This window comes from Micromonospora sp. SL1-18, assembly GCF_047921505.1.
GTDB lineage: Bacteria > Actinomycetota > Actinomycetes > Mycobacteriales > Micromonosporaceae > Micromonospora.
The window spans coordinates 1-14,794 of the sequence record NZ_JBLROA010000101.1; the positions used below are offsets into that span (position 1 = coordinate 1).

Consider the following 14,794-nt stretch of genomic DNA (forward strand, 5'->3'; position numbering starts at 1 on the left):
TGACGTGAACGCGGCGATCAACATCAGGGACGCCGCCGAGGCGGCGCCCCCACTCCCCGGGCGGGCAGTCCGGGACAGGGATCGAAAGGTGCCCTGTCGACCACCCACCCAGCGCCGATCACGCACGGCGCTGGAAGCGGGAATCTCCCGCCTTTAGGCGGGGGAGGATGTCAAGGCGTGCTGTTCACCTGCATGGCCGTCGGCGGGCTGCTCGGCGCGGCCGTCGGTGACCGGCTCGTCGCCGCGATCACCGCCACCTGGACGATCCGGGTCGGCCTGCTGATCGAGGCCGGCCTGCACCTGGCCCTGGCCGCCTCCCGCAGCGCCGTGGTGGTCGGGGTGGCGCTGTTCGTGTTCGGGGTGCACGGCGCGCTGTGGAACATGGTGGCGAACTCGCTGCGGCAGCGGCTCACCCCGCCCACGCTGCTGGGTCGGGTGGGCAGCACCAACCTGTTCCTGGCCGCCGGCGGCAACTGTGTCGGCGCGCTGCTCGGCGGGGTCGCCGCCGACCGGTTCGGGATCACCGCGCCGTACTGGGTGGGGTTCGTGGTCGCGCTGGTGGTGGCCGCGATGACCTGGCGGGTCTTCGACCGGGCGACGGTCGCCGCGGCGTACGCCGATCCCGCCCCGGCGGCCCCGGAAACCCCTGCGAAGGTCGCCTGAGCCGCGGAGCGGGACCATTGTGACGGCGTATCCGGCCACGCCGGATGACCGGATCCAGCGTGGCCGGAGCGGACCCGACGCCGGCCGAGAACCGTGGACGCCGGCCCGAGGGCCTACCGGCTGCTCTTCAGCTTCTGGTAGAGCTGCTCGGGGTCATGGACGAAGGCGACTCCCTTGCTCTGGATTCGCGAGAAATCGTCGATCATGTGCTGGACCTCGCCCGGGGTGAACCGTCGGTCCTCGTCACCCTCCTGTTTCAGCCAGTTGATCACGTCGTCGTAGCTCTTCCAGTCCTTCTTGCCCATCAGGCGCTCGATGTCGGAAATCTCGTAGTCCTTCTGCATCGCCTGGCTGGACGGGTCGTGGATCTTCATACTCTGCTCCTCCCGTGTGTCGGCCCCTCGGTTTCCCTCGGCATATCGGGGCAAACGGTCCTGGCACGGTGGGTCAGAGATATGGCAGCGTGGCCGGGTGGACGCATCCCCGGTCGACGTCGACCTCGCGCTGGCGGGTGGCGGTGGCGCCGCCTCGCTGGTCCTGGCCGCCCTGGACCGGCACGACGTCGCCGGCCTGCGGGTCGCCGTGGTCGACCCGGTGCGCAAGCGCGGCCAGGACCGTACCTGGGCGTTCTGGGGCGCCCCCGGCGACGACCTCGACCCCCTGCTGAGCGCCAGCTGGTCGCGGGTCGACGTGGTCACGCCCGCCGGCCGCCGTGTCCTGCCGCTCACCCCGCTGCGGTACGCGATGCTCCGCTCCGCCCCGGTCTACGACCGGGCTGCCGCGGCCGAGCGCCGCCTGGGCGCGCTACGGATCGGCGTACCGGCCGGCGCGTTGCACGACGACGGCCACCGGGTGATCGTCCGCGACCCCGACGGGCGGGTGCTGCTGCGGGCCGGCTGGGTGCTCGACTCCCGCCCCCGCCCGCCGGACCGGCCCGGGCGGACCAACTGGTTGCAGCACTTCCGGGGCTGGTGGCTGGCGGCCGACCGGCCCACCTTCGACCCGGACCGGGCGGTGCTGATGGACCTTCGCACCCCGCAGCCCGCCCGGGGCGTCTCCTTCGGCTACGTGCTCCCGGTCAGCGACCGGTACGCCCTGGTCGAGTACACCGAGTTCGCCCCGGTCGTGCTGGCCGACGCGGCGTACGACGCGGCGCTGCGCGGGTACGCCGGCCTGCTCGGCCTGGACCTGGCCGCGCTGCGGCTGCGCGAGGTGGAGCAGGGGGTCATCCCGATGACCGACGGGCCGTTCGTCCTCCGCCCGTCTCCCCGGGTGGTCCGCCTCGGCACCGCCGGCGGCGCCACCCGCCCCTCCACCGGTTTCACGTTCTCGGCCATGCTGCGGCAGGCCGACCAGGTCGCCCGGGCCCTCGCCGCCGGCCGGCCGCCGGTGCCGGCGCCCGCGTATCCCCGGCGCCATCGGTGGCTGGACGCGGTGGCGCTGCGCGCCCTGGATCGGGGGCACGTCGGCGGGGTGGACTTCTTCGCGCGGCTGTTCGACCGCAACCCGCCCGAGCGGGTGCTGCGGTTCCTCGACGGCACCACGACCCCCGCGGAGGAACTGGCGGTGATGCGGTCCAGCCCGTTGCTGCCGATGACCGGTGCGGTGTTCGGCGACGTCACCGACCGGCTGCGCCGCAGACTCAACGTCGGGCACATGCGCGACCGGTGACCCGACCGATCCGCGCGGCCTATTGGCCGAGTTCCCGGGCGACCGTGTCCCGGATCAGGATCCGGAGTTGCTCCATCGGGTCGCCGTCGCCCGCGCCGAGCCGGTTGCGCACCGCCGCCACCGTCAGCCCCAGCTGTGGGTAGGCGAAGGCGAGACTGCCGCCGCTGCCAGCGGTACCGAAGGAACCGTCGTCGTCCACCGCGTACCCCAGCCCGAAGGTGGCTTCCTGCCCGAACACCCACTCCTCGGCGCGGACCGCCACCGCCGACACCTCCCGGAGGCGCTTCGGCGAGATCAGCTGTACGCCGTCGACGGGGCCGAGCAGCGCCGCGTACATCCGGGCGACCGCGCGGGCGCTCATCGTGCCGACCGCCGGCACGTCGGCGCGCAGCACGTCGGGGCGGCTGCCGATCGCCGCGTCGGGTCGTACGCCGGGCGGGGCCACCGCGTCGAAGTTCGGCAGGTGCTCGGCCGCGTACGCGATCATCGCCGACAGGCCGGCGTCCTCCAGCCGGGCCAGCCGGGGCAGGTCCGCCTCCGGCACCGCGAGGAAGAGCTCGCCGGGCACGCCGAGGGGTCCGGCTACCTCGTCGGCGAGCACCTCGGAGATCCGCCGGCCGGTGACCCGCCGGACCACCTCCCCGACGAGCCAGCCGAACGTCCAAGCGTGGTACGCGAGCCGCTCGCCGGGGGCCCACAATGGCTCGGCGTCGGCGAGCAGCGAGCACATCCGTTCCCAGTCGGTGAAGTCCTCACGGGTGACGTCGGCGGGGAGCGCCGGCAGCCCGGCGGTGTGGGTGAGGGCGTGCCGCAGTGTAATCCGGTCCTTGCCGTGCCGGGCGAACTCCGGCCACACCTCGGCGATCGGCAGGTCGTAGTCGAGCCGGCCCTGCTCGGTCAGGACGTGGACCACGGTGGCGGTGAGTCCCTTGCCGGTGGAGACGGCGTGCACCGGCGTGCCGGCGGTGAGCGGGCGCCGTGTGGTCGCGTCGGCCTGGCCGGCCTGCTCCTGCACGATCGGCCGCCCGTCCAGGTAGGCGGCCACCTGCACCCCGGCTTCCGCGCCGGAGGAGACCAGCTCGTCGATCGTCTTTCGCACCTCGGCCCGCAGGCCGTCCCAGCGCCCGTCCACGTTCGCCCACCCTGCCAGATCGTCCTGCGGGTGTCGTGGTCATTTCCGCCGCGGCCGGGAGCGTGGCCGTCGCAGCTGACGACCGTGTGCTGGGCGCAGAGCCGGTTCGCTGCCCACATCACGAAGTCCCGGCGCCGCATCCTGGTAGGTTGCCGGCATGGCGGAGGCGGCGACCGGTCGGGTCGTGGAGATCTGGACCGATGGGGCGTGCAGCGGCAACCCCGGCCCGGGCGGCTGGGGCGTGGTGCTGCGCTGGGGTGAGCACGAGCGCGAGCTGTGCGGCGGCGAGGCGACGCCGACGACGAACAACCGGATGGAGCTGACCGCGGCGATCCGTGCGCTGGAGAGCCTGACCCGGCCGGTCAGCGTGCGCCTGCATACCGACAGCACGTACGTGCGCAACGGCATCACCGGCTGGCTGGCGTCGTGGAAACGCAACGGCTGGCTGACTGCGGCGAAGCAGCCGGTCAAGAACGCCGATCTGTGGCAGCGGCTGGAGGCGGCCTGCGCGCGGCACGACGTGACCTGGCTGTGGGTGAAGGGCCACAATGGGCATCCGGAGAACGAGCGGGCCGACGCGCTGGCGAACCGGGGCATGACCGAGGCCCGGGCGGAGGCGGTGGCCGCCCGGTGATCGCCGCCGGGGCGGGCGGCAGCCCGAGACTTGGGCCGCAGCCGTCGGCTCAGCGGGCCGCGTCCGGGTGCGTCGGCATCGATGAGCCGCCGGAGCTGCTGCCTGACGCTCCGCCGGCCACCCCGGAGCCGTCGTCCTCGGTGACCTCGTCCGGCTTCGGTGCGCCCGGCTCCGGCGCCGGCACGTCCGTGTCCGCGTCGACCTGGACCAGCCGGGCCTGGCCGGCCTCGTCCTCGGCGTGCGCCGGATCGACTGGCTGCTCGCCCTGGCGTACCCGATACTCCACCCGTCCGCCTCCCGTCGGTGCCGCGCCGCCCGCGGTGACGCCGACTCCGGCTACCCCACTCCAACGCCCCGAAACGTGTGGCACCGGGTGGGCGGAGCGCGGCATGGCGCGGTGTTCGCGTGGTGAAACGCCCAGGATGCGGCATCCCCGTGTCGATCACGGTCCGGTCGGTCCGGGCAGGGGATCGCCGGTGCCCGCCCGACGGCCGGCGGTCAGTGTCGGCGGCGTCCGGCGGGCCGCCCGCGCGGCGCCCGGGCCGGGGTGATCGTGAGCGACCAGTGCGCGGGGCGGCGCAGGCCCGGCGGCAGGACCGTCCGGTGGTCGCCGCGGGCGGCGTCGACCTGCGACTGGTGGACGAACAGGCACCGCCCGAGGTCGGCGCCGCGCAGATCGGCACCCCGCAGGTCGGCGCCGGTCAGGTCCGCCGCGCCCAGGTCGACCTCGCGTAGGTCGGCGCCGATCAGGCAGGCCCCGCGCAGGTTTGCCCCGGCCAGTCCGGCCCGGCGTAGGTCCGTCCCGATCAGCACCGCTCCGCGCCGGTCGGCGCCGGCCCGGCCGGCCCGGGCCTGGTCGCCGGCCCGGGACAGCAGCCGGTTGATCCGGTCCCGGTGCGCGTCGACGTCGAGGGCGAGCAGTTGGTCGGGGGTGCCGTCGGCGAGCCGTCCGGTGTCCGCCAGGGCGGCGGTCAGGTCGTCCCGCAGCGGGCCGGCCGGGGTCAGCGCGAGGGCCTCGGTGAGGTACCAGAGCAGTTCGTGCAGCGGCCGCATCACGGCGAAGGTGTCGAACATGCGTCGCGCGGTGGCCGGGTCGTCGCGCCAGTCCCGCCCGCCGAAGGTGCCCTGCGCGACGTGCTGGCCGGCCCCGAAGCAGTCGAAGACCGTGCAGCCGGGGAAGCCGCGTTGGCGCAGGTCGCGGTGGATGCCGCAGCGGGAGTCGGCGCGCAGGTTCGGGCAGGGCCGACCGGCCGGCTTGTCGATGGCGAAGTCGGCGGAGGCGGCGAACGCCGGCGCGACGCAGCAGATCCCGAAGCACCGGGCGCAGTCGGCCTGCAGCTCATGCTTTCCGCCCGCCGCCGCCCGCCGTTCCGCCACCTCGGACACCCTGCCCCTGCCTCCCGCCGTGTCACCACCGCCGGCCGCGACTGCCGCGCCCGGGTGCCATTCTCCCGCTCCTGCCGCAGCTGCCCAGCGGCCGGGTCGGTCGGCGTGCCCGGGCAGCGGTCGCCCGACGGCGGGCCGTACGAGCCGGCCGTTGCCGCCGGCCTGGCCGGAGCCGGACCGGTGCGGGCTGCCCAGGGCGCGGCGGCGAGGCCGGCCACCGGGGTGGGCGCCCCCGCCTGTGATGCCCGTTCTGCCCTCGGATGCGGCGTGGTTCCGTATCGTGGCGGTGGGGAAGGGGGCCGCGAGATGGACGAGGACGCGCGGGAGCAGGCCCTGCTCACCGCCGTCACCACCGAGCACTTTGTGCTGCAGACCTCGCGCAGCGCCACGATCGCCGAGTCGGTGGGACGGGCGACGATCTTCATGTCGATGCTCTCCGCCGCGCTGATCGGGCTCGGCTTCGTCTCCAGCAGCGGGCACCTACTCAAGCCGTACCTCGGTGCGGTGCTGCCGACCCTGGTGATCAGCGGACTGCTGACCTTCGTCCGGCTGGTCCAGAGCATGGTGGAGAACACGCTGGACATCCAGCGCATCCAGCGGATCCGCGCGTGGTACCACCGGCGGTACGCCGGCGACCAGGACTTCTTTGCCGATGCCGTGGTCGGCGGGGGCGGCATGGAAACGGTGTGGGCGGCAGTGGGCAGCCGCCCCGGACGCGGGCAGATGCTGCTGACCACGGCCGCGTTCGTCGGCGCGGTCAACGCGCTGCTGATCGGGCTCGGCGCCACCCTCCTGAGCGGGCTGGGCGCCGCCTCACCCGGACTGGCGATCGGGATCGGCGTGGTGGTGGCGTTCGCGGCCTTCGCCGTCCAGGTCGCGTACATCAACCGGGCGTCGATCTCGATCGGCGGGTGAGCCGGTAGGAGATTTCCACCAGACCGGGTGTAACCGCCCCGGGAGCGGGGTAGCCCGACGCCATGGAGCTGGTGGAGGAGTCACCGTACCGGTTCCGGATCGACCGGCATGATCCGATGCGGGTCCCGGGCGTGGTCTTCGCGTCCCGGTCGCTGTTGCCGGACGCCGGGGCGGACAGGTCGCTGGAGCAGGTGGCGAACGTGGCCACCCTGCCCGGCATCGTCGGCGCCTCCTACGCCATGCCGGACGTGCACCTGGGTTACGGCTTCCCGATCGGCGGGGTCGCCGCCACCGACGTCGAGGCCGGCGGGGTGGTCTCGCCCGGCGGGGTCGGCTTCGACATCTCCTGCGGTGTGCGGCTGCTCGCCGCGAGCCTCGACCGCGCCGAACTGCGTCCCCGCCTCGACGCGCTGATGGACAGCCTGAGCGAGGCCACCCCCCGCGGCATGGGCAAGGGCGCGGTGTGGCACCTGGCCGACGGCACGGAGCTCGACGCACTGCTGCGCGGCGGCTCCCGGTACGCCGTCGAGCGCGGCTACGGGGTGCGGCGCGACCTGGACCGCTGCGAGGACTACGGCGCGGTCGGCGACGCGAACCCGGCCCAGGTGAGCCAGCGGGCCGTGCAACGGGGCGCGGGACAGGTCGGCAGCCTCGGCTCGGGCAACCACTTCCTCGAGGTGCAGGCCGTGGAGGAGGTGTACGACGAGCCGGTGGCCGACGCGTTCGGGCTGCGGGCAGGACAGGTCTGCGTGATGATCCACTGTGGCTCGCGCGGCCTCGGCCACCAGATCTGCACCGACTACGTCCACGCCATGGAGAAGGTGATGCCCGGATACGGCATCCATGTGCCCGACCGGCAGCTCGCCTGCGCGCCGGTGTCGTCCCACGAGGGGCGGGCCTACCTCGGGGCGATGGCCGCCGCGGCGAACTACGCGCGGGCCAACCGGCAACTGCTGCACCACGCGGCCCGCCACGTCTTCGAGCGGATCACCGGGAGCGACCTGAGCCTGGTGTACGACGTCTCGCACAACCTCGCGAAGATCGAGACCCACGGTGTCGACGGCGAGCAGCGGCGGCTCTGCGTGCACCGCAAGGGCGCCACCCGGGCGTTGCCGCCGGGCCACCCGGAACTGCCGGACGACCTGCGCGCGGTCGGGCAGCCGGTGCTGATCCCCGGATCGATGGGGACCGACTCGTACGTGCTGGTCGGGACGCCGGGGGCACCCGCCTTCGCCTCCACCTGCCACGGCGCCGGCCGTACGCAGAGCCGCAAGCAGGCCACCAAGGCGGTACGCGGGCATGACCCGCGCCGGGAACTGGAGGCGCAGGACATCGCGGTGCGCGGCAAGTCCCGGCGCGGACTGGCCGAGGAGATGCCGACCGCGTACAAGGACATCAACGCCGTCATCGAAGCCACCGAGGGGGCCGGACTCTGTCGGCGGGTGGCCCGGCTCGTACCGGTCGGCGTGGTGAAAGGCTGACCTGGCGCATCAGCCGGTTACACGTCGAGCGTCACCGCGCAGGACCAGCCCTCCCGGTCGGGGCCGAAGCGCAGCTCGTGCAGGGACACCGCCTTGGGTACCGCGCCGACCAACTCCACCGCGTCGGCGTCGACCGTCCACCACCGCACCAGCAGCCCGCCGCCGTCCGCCGGGCGCACCTCGGTGGCCAGCGGCAACACGCCCGCCGTGTCCAACCGGAAAATCACCTCGTCGAGGACGGCGACCAGCAGGTCCGCGTCGTCGGCGGGCGGCACGGCGAACTCGGCCTCGGCCGCCGCGTCCGCCGTCGCGCCGACGGTGTCGACGAACCCGTCCAGCATCGCGGTCACCGCCTCGGCCACGCACCCTTCCCGGTCCGGCGCCCACGCCTCGATCCGCACGTCGGCGGTGTGCGGCACGTTCCGGTGCCCCCGCGCCGGTCGTCGCTCCATCATCCGATCATGCCGCCACCGGTCGGCTGCCCAGCCGGTTTTGTCGCATCCGACAGACAGGGGGCGGACACGATCGCCGACGATTCCGACGCCGCGACCGTGCCGCTCAGCGAGCCGGCCGTCCCCTGGCCCGCGGCCGGCCGGATAACACCTGGTGGCGCTGCCGTCGGGAGCGCCCCTCAGCCGGCCGTCGCCCGTGCCACCGAGAAGACCGGCGCCTCGACGGTCAGCAGCGCAGTCCGAACCGGCGTCCGCCACACGTCCTCCAGGGCCGCTGACAGCTCCGCGAGCATCCGGGGCACCGTCTCCGCCGCGCCGTCGTGCAGCGCCTCGATGACCACCAGCACCTCGGTGGTGTCGTCGCGGACCGCCGACCAGCCGCTCTGCCGGTGCGTCCAGCGTCGAGAGTGCGCCCGGCCGGCCGAGTCCGCGAAGATCACCTCGCCCGGCTCGGGGCACTCGTCCTCGCCGCTGCCGAGGGTCAGGTAGGTCTCCTCGCCGCTGGCCGGCCGCACCGCCAGGTCGCCGACGATCCGCTCGGCGTCAAGGACGGCCACCGGCACGGCATACCCGAGGGAGAGGGCGTTGCCGACGTCGACCAGCGGGTGCAGCCGGGGCAGGGCACCGTCGCGGCGGAAGCGGCGCAGCAGCGACTCGGCCGCGCATCGGTAGCGGGTCGGCGCCAGCCCCATCCGGGCGAAGGCTCGCCGCCATGCCTGAATCTCCGGCAGGCCGCCCTCCGGCCCGGCCGCGAGCCGGGCCCGGGCGGTATCGGCGTGCCGGGCGAGCAGCGGGCCCACGTCGACGGTGGGGGTGACGCCGGTGGCGTGCAGGACACCGCAGACCAGTTCGGGAAATGCCGACCAGACCTGCGGGGCGTGCTGGAAGCGCACGGCATGCTCCTATCGGACGGTGAGGGCCAGGCCGAGGCCCAGCGCGAGGAAGCTGCCGGCGAAACCGTGTCGCAGCAGCGTGGTCAGCCGGGGCCGGGCGAGGACCCGACGCCGCAGCGTGCCGGCCAGCACACCGAAGCTGGCGAAGGCGACGAGCGTGGCCAGCATGAAGACCACGCCGTGCAGCAGCATCCGGCTGGTGGCCGCGGGCGCGTCCGGAGGCACGAACTGCGGCAGGAAGGCCACGAAGAACACGGTCACCTTGGGGTTGAGCAGGTTCACCAGCACCCCGTCGCGGATCACCCGGGCGGCCGATCGGGGCGGGCGGCCCTCGTCGATCGGCAGTGGCCCCCGGTCGCGCAACGCGGACCAGGCCATCCACAGCAGGTACGCCACGCCCAGCCAGGTCACCACCCGGAACGCCGGGGTGCCGGCCCGCAGCACGGCGGCCAGGCCGGTGACCGCAGCCGCCAGATGCGGCACGAGGCTAATCGTGCATCCGACGGCGGCGAGGAATCCGGCGCGACGGCCCGCGGTTAGCGCGGTGGAGAGCGTGTACACCACCCCGGTGCCCGGGGTGAGCACCACGACCAGCGTGGTCAGCAGGAAGGCGATGGTCATGCCGTCCAGCCTGCGCCCATAATGGCCCGGTGGACAGGGCCAAACCACCGCCTGCCGGGGAGTCCATAACGGCTGGCGCCGATTTCCTCCAGCTCGACGTGGGTCAGGCCCCGCCCGGTGGGCGCGCCGACTGGCTCGCCGCGCGGCTGCGGGCAGCCATCGCCGACGGCCGGGTGCCGATGGGCGCCCGCCTGCCGGCCAGCCGGGTGCTCGCCGCCGAACTGGGCGTCTCCAGGGGGGTGGTGACCGAGGCGTACCAGCGGCTCACCGAGGACGGTCACGTGGTGGGGCGCGGCCGGGCCGGCACCGTCGTCGTGGCCACGCCCGCCGAGGTGGTTAACTCCGCACCGCAGCCGCCCGCCCGGGCCGAGGTGTTCACTGGCCAGCCGGGCATCGACGTCTTCGACGCGCTGCGTACCGCCCCGGCGGAACTCGACCTGACGCCCGGCGTACCCGATCTCGCGGCCTTTCCCCGCGCGGCCTGGCTGCACGCGGAACGCGCCGTGCTGCACCGCCTCACGCCCGCCGACTTCGGGTACGGGGACCCGACCGGCACACCCGCGCTGCGGCTTGCGGTCGCCACCTGGCTGGCCCGCAACCGGGGCATCCGGGTCGACCCGGCCGAGGTGGTGATCGTCGGCGGGGTGTCCCAGGCACTCGGCCTGCTCGCCCAGGTGCTGCACGCGGACGGCATCCACACCGTGGCGGTGGAGGACCCCGGCTCCCTCGGCGTACGCCAGCACCTACGCAACTGGCGGCTGGACACCCCGCCCGTCCCGGTCGACGGGCACGGCCTGCGCGTCGACCGGCTGGAGGCCACCGGCGCCCCAGCGGTGATGCTCACCCCCGCGCACCAGTTCCCGACCGGGGTGGTGCTCAACGGGGATCGGCGCCGCCGGCTGCTGCGCTGGGCGCAGCGGGGCGGCCTGGTCATCGAGGACGACTACGACGCCGAGCACCGCTACGACCGCCCGCCCGTGCCGGCGTTGCGCGGCATGCTCCCCAAGCAGGTCTGCTACACCGGCAGCGTTTCGAAGCTCCTCGCTCCCGCGCTGCGGATGGGCTGGGTGCTGGTGCCGCAGCGGTACCACCCGGCGCTGGTCGCGGCCAAGCGGATGGCCGATCTCGGCAACGCCGCGCTGCCCCAGCTCGTGCTGGCTGAGCTGATGGACTCCGGCGCGCTGGAACGCCACCTGCGGCTGCTGCGCCGCCGGCACGTACGCCGCCGCGACGCGATGATCCGCGCCATCGGCGACCACCTGCCCGGGGCGGTCGTGCACGGCGCCGCCGCCGGCCTGCACCTGATGGTCACCCTGCACGACGGCCTCGACGACGTGGCGTTGGCCGCCGCGGCGCTACGCCGGGGCGTCAAGGTGCAGCCGCTGTCCTGGCACGGGCAGCTACCGCAACCGCCCGGCCTGGTGCTCGGCTACGCCGCCAACCCAGCCGGCGACATCGAGCGCGGCATCACCGCCGTCGCCGCAGCCCTGCGCGCCCTCTCCTGACTTCGGTAGGAAGCCTCAGTGATCAGGAGGTTTGCGCCTTAGGAGATCAACACCGGACGATCACCAGGCGGGGGGTGGGCCAGGGCGGGCTTGCTGGTAGAGCGCGGCGAGGGCGGTGGCCGTGTCGGCGAGGCGGTCACGCAGCGCGGCGGCGGACAGGACCTCCACGTCGGCGCCGAGCCGAAGCAGGTCGCCGTGGGCGTGGGTGAGCGATTCGATCGGGATGACGGCGTGCACCCAGCCGGCCTGGTCTGGTGGGCCGGCGGTCGCGTCCACCGCGGCGACGAGGGTGTCGCTGGCGATCTCCCGCAGCCGTTCCCGCCCCCACGGGGAGAGCCGGATGGTCGCCTCGTCCCGGTGCAGCCGGGCCCGGAAGTCCGCCACGTGCGCCCGCCACCAGCCGGGCAGGTCGAACTCGGGCCGGTCGAACGGCTCGTTCAGCGGGGTCAGGTCGAGGATCTGGTTGACCCGGTAGGTGGCCGGCTCCGCTCGGTCCGGTCGGGCCGCCACCACGTACCAGCGGCCGCCCTTGAGCACCAGGCCGTACGGTTCGAGGACCCGGGTCACCTCGCCGGTCCAGCTGCGATAGCGGACCCGGATCCGGTGCTGGCGCCACACCGCCTCCGCCGTCGGCGCCAGGTACGGCGACGGGTCCCCGTCGGAATACCAGCCCGGGGTGTCCAGGTGGAATCGCTGTTCGAGCCGGGCGGCCCGGTCGGCGAGCGGGGGCGGCAGCGCGGCTCGCAGCTTGAGCTGGACGGTGGCGACGACCGACTGGTAGCCCAGCTCGGCGGCCGGCCCGGGCAGCCCGGCGAAGAGCAGCCCGTCGGCCTTCTCGGCGGTGAGCCCGGTCAGCCGGGTCCGCCAGCCGTCGACGAGCTGGTAGCCGCCGGCGTGGCCGGCCTCGCCGTACAGCGGGATGCCCGCGGCGTGCAGCGACTCGACGTCCCGGTAGATGGTGCGGACCGAGACCTCCAGGCGGCGCGCCAGCTCGGCGGCGGTGAGCCGGCCGTGAGCCTGGAGCAGCAGCAGGATGGAAAGGAGACGGCTGGCCCGCATTCCACTGACATTAGCTGTCAGGGGAGCGCTCCTACGGTGCGGGCATGGCTGTCCACGACAAGGAACTGACCGTGCCGGGGACCGTCGAGGTCGCCGGCCGGCAGGTCAAGCGCTACTACATCGACCAGCCGGACCGGCGCCTCGAACCGGAGGTGGTCGAGGCCGCCCACGCCTACCAGGATGCGGGCCAGTGCGCGGGGGTGAAGGCCCGCGCGGGAGGGCCGCCAAGGTCGAGCGTGCTTTAACCCGGCTGGTTCTGCTGCTCGATGTACTGGTGCAGGACTGACAGGGGTGCGCCTTGGACGAGCCGGCGAAGTAGGAGCCGGACCATAGTCGGGTGCCGCGCCAGAAGTGGCGGCGGGTGTTGGGGTAGTCGCGGCGTAGGTAGCGGGAGGACACGCCTTTGAGGGAGTTGACGAGCTTGGACAGGGCCACTTTGGGTGGGAAGTTCACCAGTAGGTGGACGTGGTTGTCCTTGCCGTTGAACTCGATTAGCCTCGGTCTTTCGCTAGTGGTTGATCATGGATCGTTCGGGCATTAGTTGATCTCTGTCTGCGGTTGGTCGAGTGTGGGCATGGTGATGGCCCGGCGCATGGCCGGGTCCCTCGGGTTGCTCGTCGGGGCGGGGCGGCCGGGTTCAGGTGGTGGGTCGGGGTAGCCCGGCGAGGTGGCTGAACGCGGTGACCAGTTGCTGGGTCCAGGGCCAGTGCTCGGCAATGCGTAGTCGGGTGCGGCGGGCGGAGCGGGTGATGCGGGCGGGTACGTGCAGTAGCCGGTAGCGCAGCTTCTTGGGTTCGGCGGCGGCGAGGTCGCCGTCGAGTAGCAGGACTTGGGTCCAGGCGAGTAGGTCGATGCCGGTCAGTGCGAGTTGCAGCCAGGCGGCGTTGATCGCGAACACTCGGGACGGGAAGCGACCGAAGCCGGTGTCCTTGCCGGTGCGGATGCGGCCCTCGACGCGGGCGTGGCCGCGGTGGCGGGCCTCCAGGTACTGGATCGACCCTGCGCCGACTGGGGTGTCGGTGGCCATGACCTGGTGGCGCCAGCCTTCGATGGTGTCGAACAGGGTCAGTTGCGCGCCGGGGTGCGGGCGTTCCCGGCGGACGATGAACCGGGTCCCGGCCGGGTAGCCGTCGGCGGGGACAGCGCCGGTGATCTCGCGGATCTCGGCGCTGTCGCGTGGTTCGCCGTCGGCATTGAGGGCAGGGATCCAGTCGGTGGCCTGCCGGATCGCGTCGCGGACCGGCTCGGTGATCGCGGCTCCGACAGAGAAGGAAGTGTCCAGGTGCTGGGTGCGCAGGCTGCGGATGTGAGCCAGGAACCCCTGGGTGCAGCCGGCCGAGTCACTGCGGATGAGGATCGAGGTGCCGTGCCGGTGCACGTCCGGGATCTGCGCCAAGGCGGCGTCAAGCACGTGGATGTGGTCGGTGGTGGTGTTCGAACCGGCCCGACCCTCGCGCAGCAGCCCGGCGAGGGCTTCCCTGGTGTTGTCTAGGAAGCAGAACAGCGGGTGGTAGCCGAAGGTCTTCTTCCACGTGCGGGTGGCGGACTCCTTCTCCGAGTGGCAGATCACGATGGAGGCGTCCAGGTCCAGGACCAGGCCGGGCACCTGCTGCCCGGCTACCGTCACCGACGGCAACCCACCACGGGTCTCTGCCAGCTGCGCCCAGGCCACCTGACGAGCGTGGGCCCGGGCCGCGCCCAGCGCAGCGAGCATCTCACCGTCCAACGTCGACAGAAGCCGCCAGGCGGTCGGGTCGGAGGCCACCGCACCGAACAGGTCCGCCTGGTCCCGCAGCACCGCCAGATCAGCGATCGCCTCGCCCCCGTCGGCGATCATCACCGCGAGGTCGACCGCGATTCTGCCCGGGTCGTGGCCACCCCGCCGCTGCCGCAGCCCGGCCAGGGACTCACTGAACGCGCTGGTCAGGCCGGTGGCGTCCGCGAGATCGGCCAGTAGGCGGGCACCGGCGTGACCGACCACGCCCCTCCCGTCGCCGCTCACCATGACCTTCGGGCGTGCTCCGGTACTCTTCACCTGGCAAGTGCCTTCCGAGACGGGCGATCAGGGCCTTCGACAAGCCAGATCATCCCAGATCAGAGGGCACTTCCTTCATTTCGATCAAGGAACGGGACGGCCCTTAACGAAGGGCCGAGGTTAGTTCGCACTCGAATTGTTCGCATACCTGGCGCATTACCTGTTCGAGGTAGTGCAGGTGTTCGTCGGTGAAGACCGGTGCTCGGTATTTCGTGACGAAGACCAAGTGGGCGTGAAGTAGGAAAGTGCAATGTCTGCCGGTGCGAACCGGGTAAATAGAACGCGTGTACGATGTGGAGCGTGACGGCGGACTTGGGTCGGAAGTACCGGCTGTATCCCACCGAGGA

General features: G+C 73.1%; 17 protein-coding genes and 1 pseudogene. 7 read left to right on the forward strand and 11 right to left on the reverse strand.

The genetic code is table 11. The features are described 5' to 3' along the window. Window positions 1–177: 177 nt before the first annotated feature. Entirely contained in the window at window positions 178–663 is a 486-nt protein-coding gene (locus tag ACNAW0_RS28335; protein WP_416291087.1) for a hypothetical protein, read from the forward strand. Window positions 664–776: 113 nt separating this feature from the next. Here ACNAW0_RS28335 and ACNAW0_RS28340 read toward each other — a convergent pair whose 3' ends face one another. Next, window positions 777–1,037, reverse strand: a complete 261-nt coding sequence (locus ACNAW0_RS28340) for a hypothetical protein (protein WP_416291088.1) — start codon at window positions 1,035–1,037, stop codon at window positions 777–779. A 79-nt stretch (window positions 1,038–1,116) separates the two neighbouring features. On the opposite strand from ACNAW0_RS28340, the gene ACNAW0_RS28345 reads away from it, so the two are divergent. Further along, window positions 1,117–2,334, forward strand: coding sequence for a lycopene cyclase family protein (locus tag ACNAW0_RS28345; RefSeq protein ID WP_416291102.1), 1,218 nt, complete (start codon window positions 1,117–1,119; stop codon window positions 2,332–2,334). A gap of 19 nt (window positions 2,335–2,353) precedes the next feature. Here ACNAW0_RS28345 and ACNAW0_RS28350 read toward each other — a convergent pair whose 3' ends face one another. Next, window positions 2,354–3,466, reverse strand: a complete 1,113-nt coding sequence (locus tag ACNAW0_RS28350; protein ID WP_416291089.1) for a serine hydrolase domain-containing protein — start codon at window positions 3,464–3,466, stop codon at window positions 2,354–2,356. Window positions 3,467–3,623: 157 nt separating this feature from the next. On the opposite strand from ACNAW0_RS28350, the gene rnhA reads away from it, so the two are divergent. After that, the gene (gene rnhA / locus ACNAW0_RS28355) at window positions 3,624–4,100 is read left to right on the forward strand and encodes a ribonuclease HI (protein ID WP_416291090.1); all 477 of its coding nucleotides are present in this window, start codon (window positions 3,624–3,626) and stop codon (window positions 4,098–4,100) included. A 49-nt stretch (window positions 4,101–4,149) separates the two neighbouring features. On the opposite strand, the gene ACNAW0_RS28360 is transcribed toward rnhA, so the two are convergent. Continuing rightward, window positions 4,150–4,386: a preprotein translocase YidC gene (locus ACNAW0_RS28360; protein ID WP_416291091.1), complete on the reverse strand. Its 237-nt coding sequence runs from the start codon at window positions 4,384–4,386 to the stop codon at window positions 4,150–4,152. Window positions 4,387–4,598: 212 nt separating this feature from the next. Beyond that, the gene (locus tag ACNAW0_RS28365; protein WP_416291092.1) at window positions 4,599–5,477 is read right to left on the reverse strand and encodes a pentapeptide repeat-containing protein; all 879 of its coding nucleotides are present in this window, start codon (window positions 5,475–5,477) and stop codon (window positions 4,599–4,601) included. 315 nt (window positions 5,478–5,792) lie between these two features. Here ACNAW0_RS28365 and ACNAW0_RS28370 point away from each other — a divergent pair, with 315 nt between their 5' ends. Further along, entirely contained in the window at window positions 5,793–6,401 is a 609-nt protein-coding gene (locus ACNAW0_RS28370; protein ID WP_416291093.1) for a hypothetical protein, read from the forward strand. Window positions 6,402–6,463: 62 nt separating this feature from the next. Continuing rightward, the gene (locus tag ACNAW0_RS28375) at window positions 6,464–7,882 is read left to right on the forward strand and encodes an RtcB family protein (protein ID WP_416291094.1); all 1,419 of its coding nucleotides are present in this window, start codon (window positions 6,464–6,466) and stop codon (window positions 7,880–7,882) included. A 17-nt stretch (window positions 7,883–7,899) separates the two neighbouring features. On the opposite strand, the gene ACNAW0_RS28380 is transcribed toward ACNAW0_RS28375, so the two are convergent. From ACNAW0_RS28380 to ACNAW0_RS28390, 3 genes are all read right to left on the reverse strand, one after another. Further along, window positions 7,900–8,334 carry an archease gene (locus tag ACNAW0_RS28380; protein ID WP_416291095.1) on the reverse strand — a complete coding sequence of 145 codons (435 nt, stop codon included), beginning with the start codon at window positions 8,332–8,334 and terminating at the stop codon, window positions 7,900–7,902. Window positions 8,335–8,513: 179 nt separating this feature from the next. Then, window positions 8,514–9,227, reverse strand: coding sequence for a B3/4 domain-containing protein (locus ACNAW0_RS28385; RefSeq protein WP_416291096.1), 714 nt, complete (start codon window positions 9,225–9,227; stop codon window positions 8,514–8,516). 9 nt (window positions 9,228–9,236) lie between these two features. Then, complete coding sequence (locus ACNAW0_RS28390) at window positions 9,237–9,848, reverse strand: LysE family translocator (RefSeq protein ID WP_416291097.1); 612 nt, start codon at window positions 9,846–9,848, stop codon at window positions 9,237–9,239. 29 nt (window positions 9,849–9,877) lie between these two features. On the opposite strand from ACNAW0_RS28390, the gene ACNAW0_RS28395 reads away from it, so the two are divergent. Further along, complete coding sequence (locus tag ACNAW0_RS28395) at window positions 9,878–11,353, forward strand: PLP-dependent aminotransferase family protein (RefSeq protein ID WP_416291098.1); 1,476 nt, start codon at window positions 9,878–9,880, stop codon at window positions 11,351–11,353. Between the two features lie 60 nt (window positions 11,354–11,413). Here ACNAW0_RS28395 and ACNAW0_RS28400 read toward each other — a convergent pair whose 3' ends face one another. Further along, window positions 11,414–12,412, reverse strand: a complete 999-nt coding sequence (locus ACNAW0_RS28400; protein WP_416291099.1) for a helix-turn-helix transcriptional regulator — start codon at window positions 12,410–12,412, stop codon at window positions 11,414–11,416. A gap of 44 nt (window positions 12,413–12,456) precedes the next feature. Here ACNAW0_RS28400 and ACNAW0_RS28405 point away from each other — a divergent pair, with 44 nt between their 5' ends. Then, window positions 12,457–12,657, forward strand: coding sequence for a hypothetical protein (locus tag ACNAW0_RS28405; RefSeq protein ID WP_416291100.1), 201 nt, complete (start codon window positions 12,457–12,459; stop codon window positions 12,655–12,657). Here ACNAW0_RS28405 and tnpA read toward each other — a convergent pair. The 3 genes and pseudogenes from tnpA to ACNAW0_RS28420 form a co-directional block, all read right to left on the reverse strand. Then, a pseudogene (gene tnpA / locus ACNAW0_RS28410) lies at window positions 12,654–12,925 on the reverse strand (IS200/IS605 family transposase); the annotation flags it as partial. The gene ACNAW0_RS28405 and the pseudogene tnpA sit on opposite strands and share 4 nt — an antisense overlap. Before the next feature lie 124 nt (window positions 12,926–13,049). Beyond that, window positions 13,050–14,447: an IS1380 family transposase gene (locus tag ACNAW0_RS28415; RefSeq protein ID WP_416291101.1), complete on the reverse strand. Its 1,398-nt coding sequence runs from the start codon at window positions 14,445–14,447 to the stop codon at window positions 13,050–13,052. A 103-nt stretch (window positions 14,448–14,550) separates the two neighbouring features. Then, window positions 14,551–14,724 carry a transposase gene (locus ACNAW0_RS28420; protein WP_416291103.1) on the reverse strand — a complete coding sequence of 58 codons (174 nt, stop codon included), beginning with the start codon at window positions 14,722–14,724 and terminating at the stop codon, window positions 14,551–14,553. Between the last annotated feature and the right edge of the window lie 70 nt (window positions 14,725–14,794).

Bases quoted from the DNA above. Each gene is read 5' to 3' on its own strand.
- ACNAW0_RS28405 (WP_416291100.1), top strand. From the start codon at position 12,457: ATGGCTGTCCACGACAAGGAACTGACCGTGCCGGGGACCGTCGAGGTC.
- rnhA (WP_416291090.1), top strand. From the start codon at position 3,624: ATGGCGGAGGCGGCGACCGGTCGGGTCGTGGAGATCTGGACCGATGGG.
- ACNAW0_RS28380 (WP_416291095.1), bottom strand. From the start codon at position 8,334: ATGGAGCGACGACCGGCGCGGGGGCACCGGAACGTGCCGCACACCGCC.
- ACNAW0_RS28370 (WP_416291093.1), top strand. From the start codon at position 5,793: ATGGACGAGGACGCGCGGGAGCAGGCCCTGCTCACCGCCGTCACCACC.
- ACNAW0_RS28375 (WP_416291094.1), top strand. From the start codon at position 6,464: ATGGAGCTGGTGGAGGAGTCACCGTACCGGTTCCGGATCGACCGGCAT.
- ACNAW0_RS28400 (WP_416291099.1), bottom strand. From the start codon at position 12,412: ATGCGGGCCAGCCGTCTCCTTTCCATCCTGCTGCTGCTCCAGGCTCAC.
- ACNAW0_RS28340 (WP_416291088.1), bottom strand. From the start codon at position 1,037: ATGAAGATCCACGACCCGTCCAGCCAGGCGATGCAGAAGGACTACGAG.
- ACNAW0_RS28390 (WP_416291097.1), bottom strand. From the start codon at position 9,848: ATGACCATCGCCTTCCTGCTGACCACGCTGGTCGTGGTGCTCACCCCG.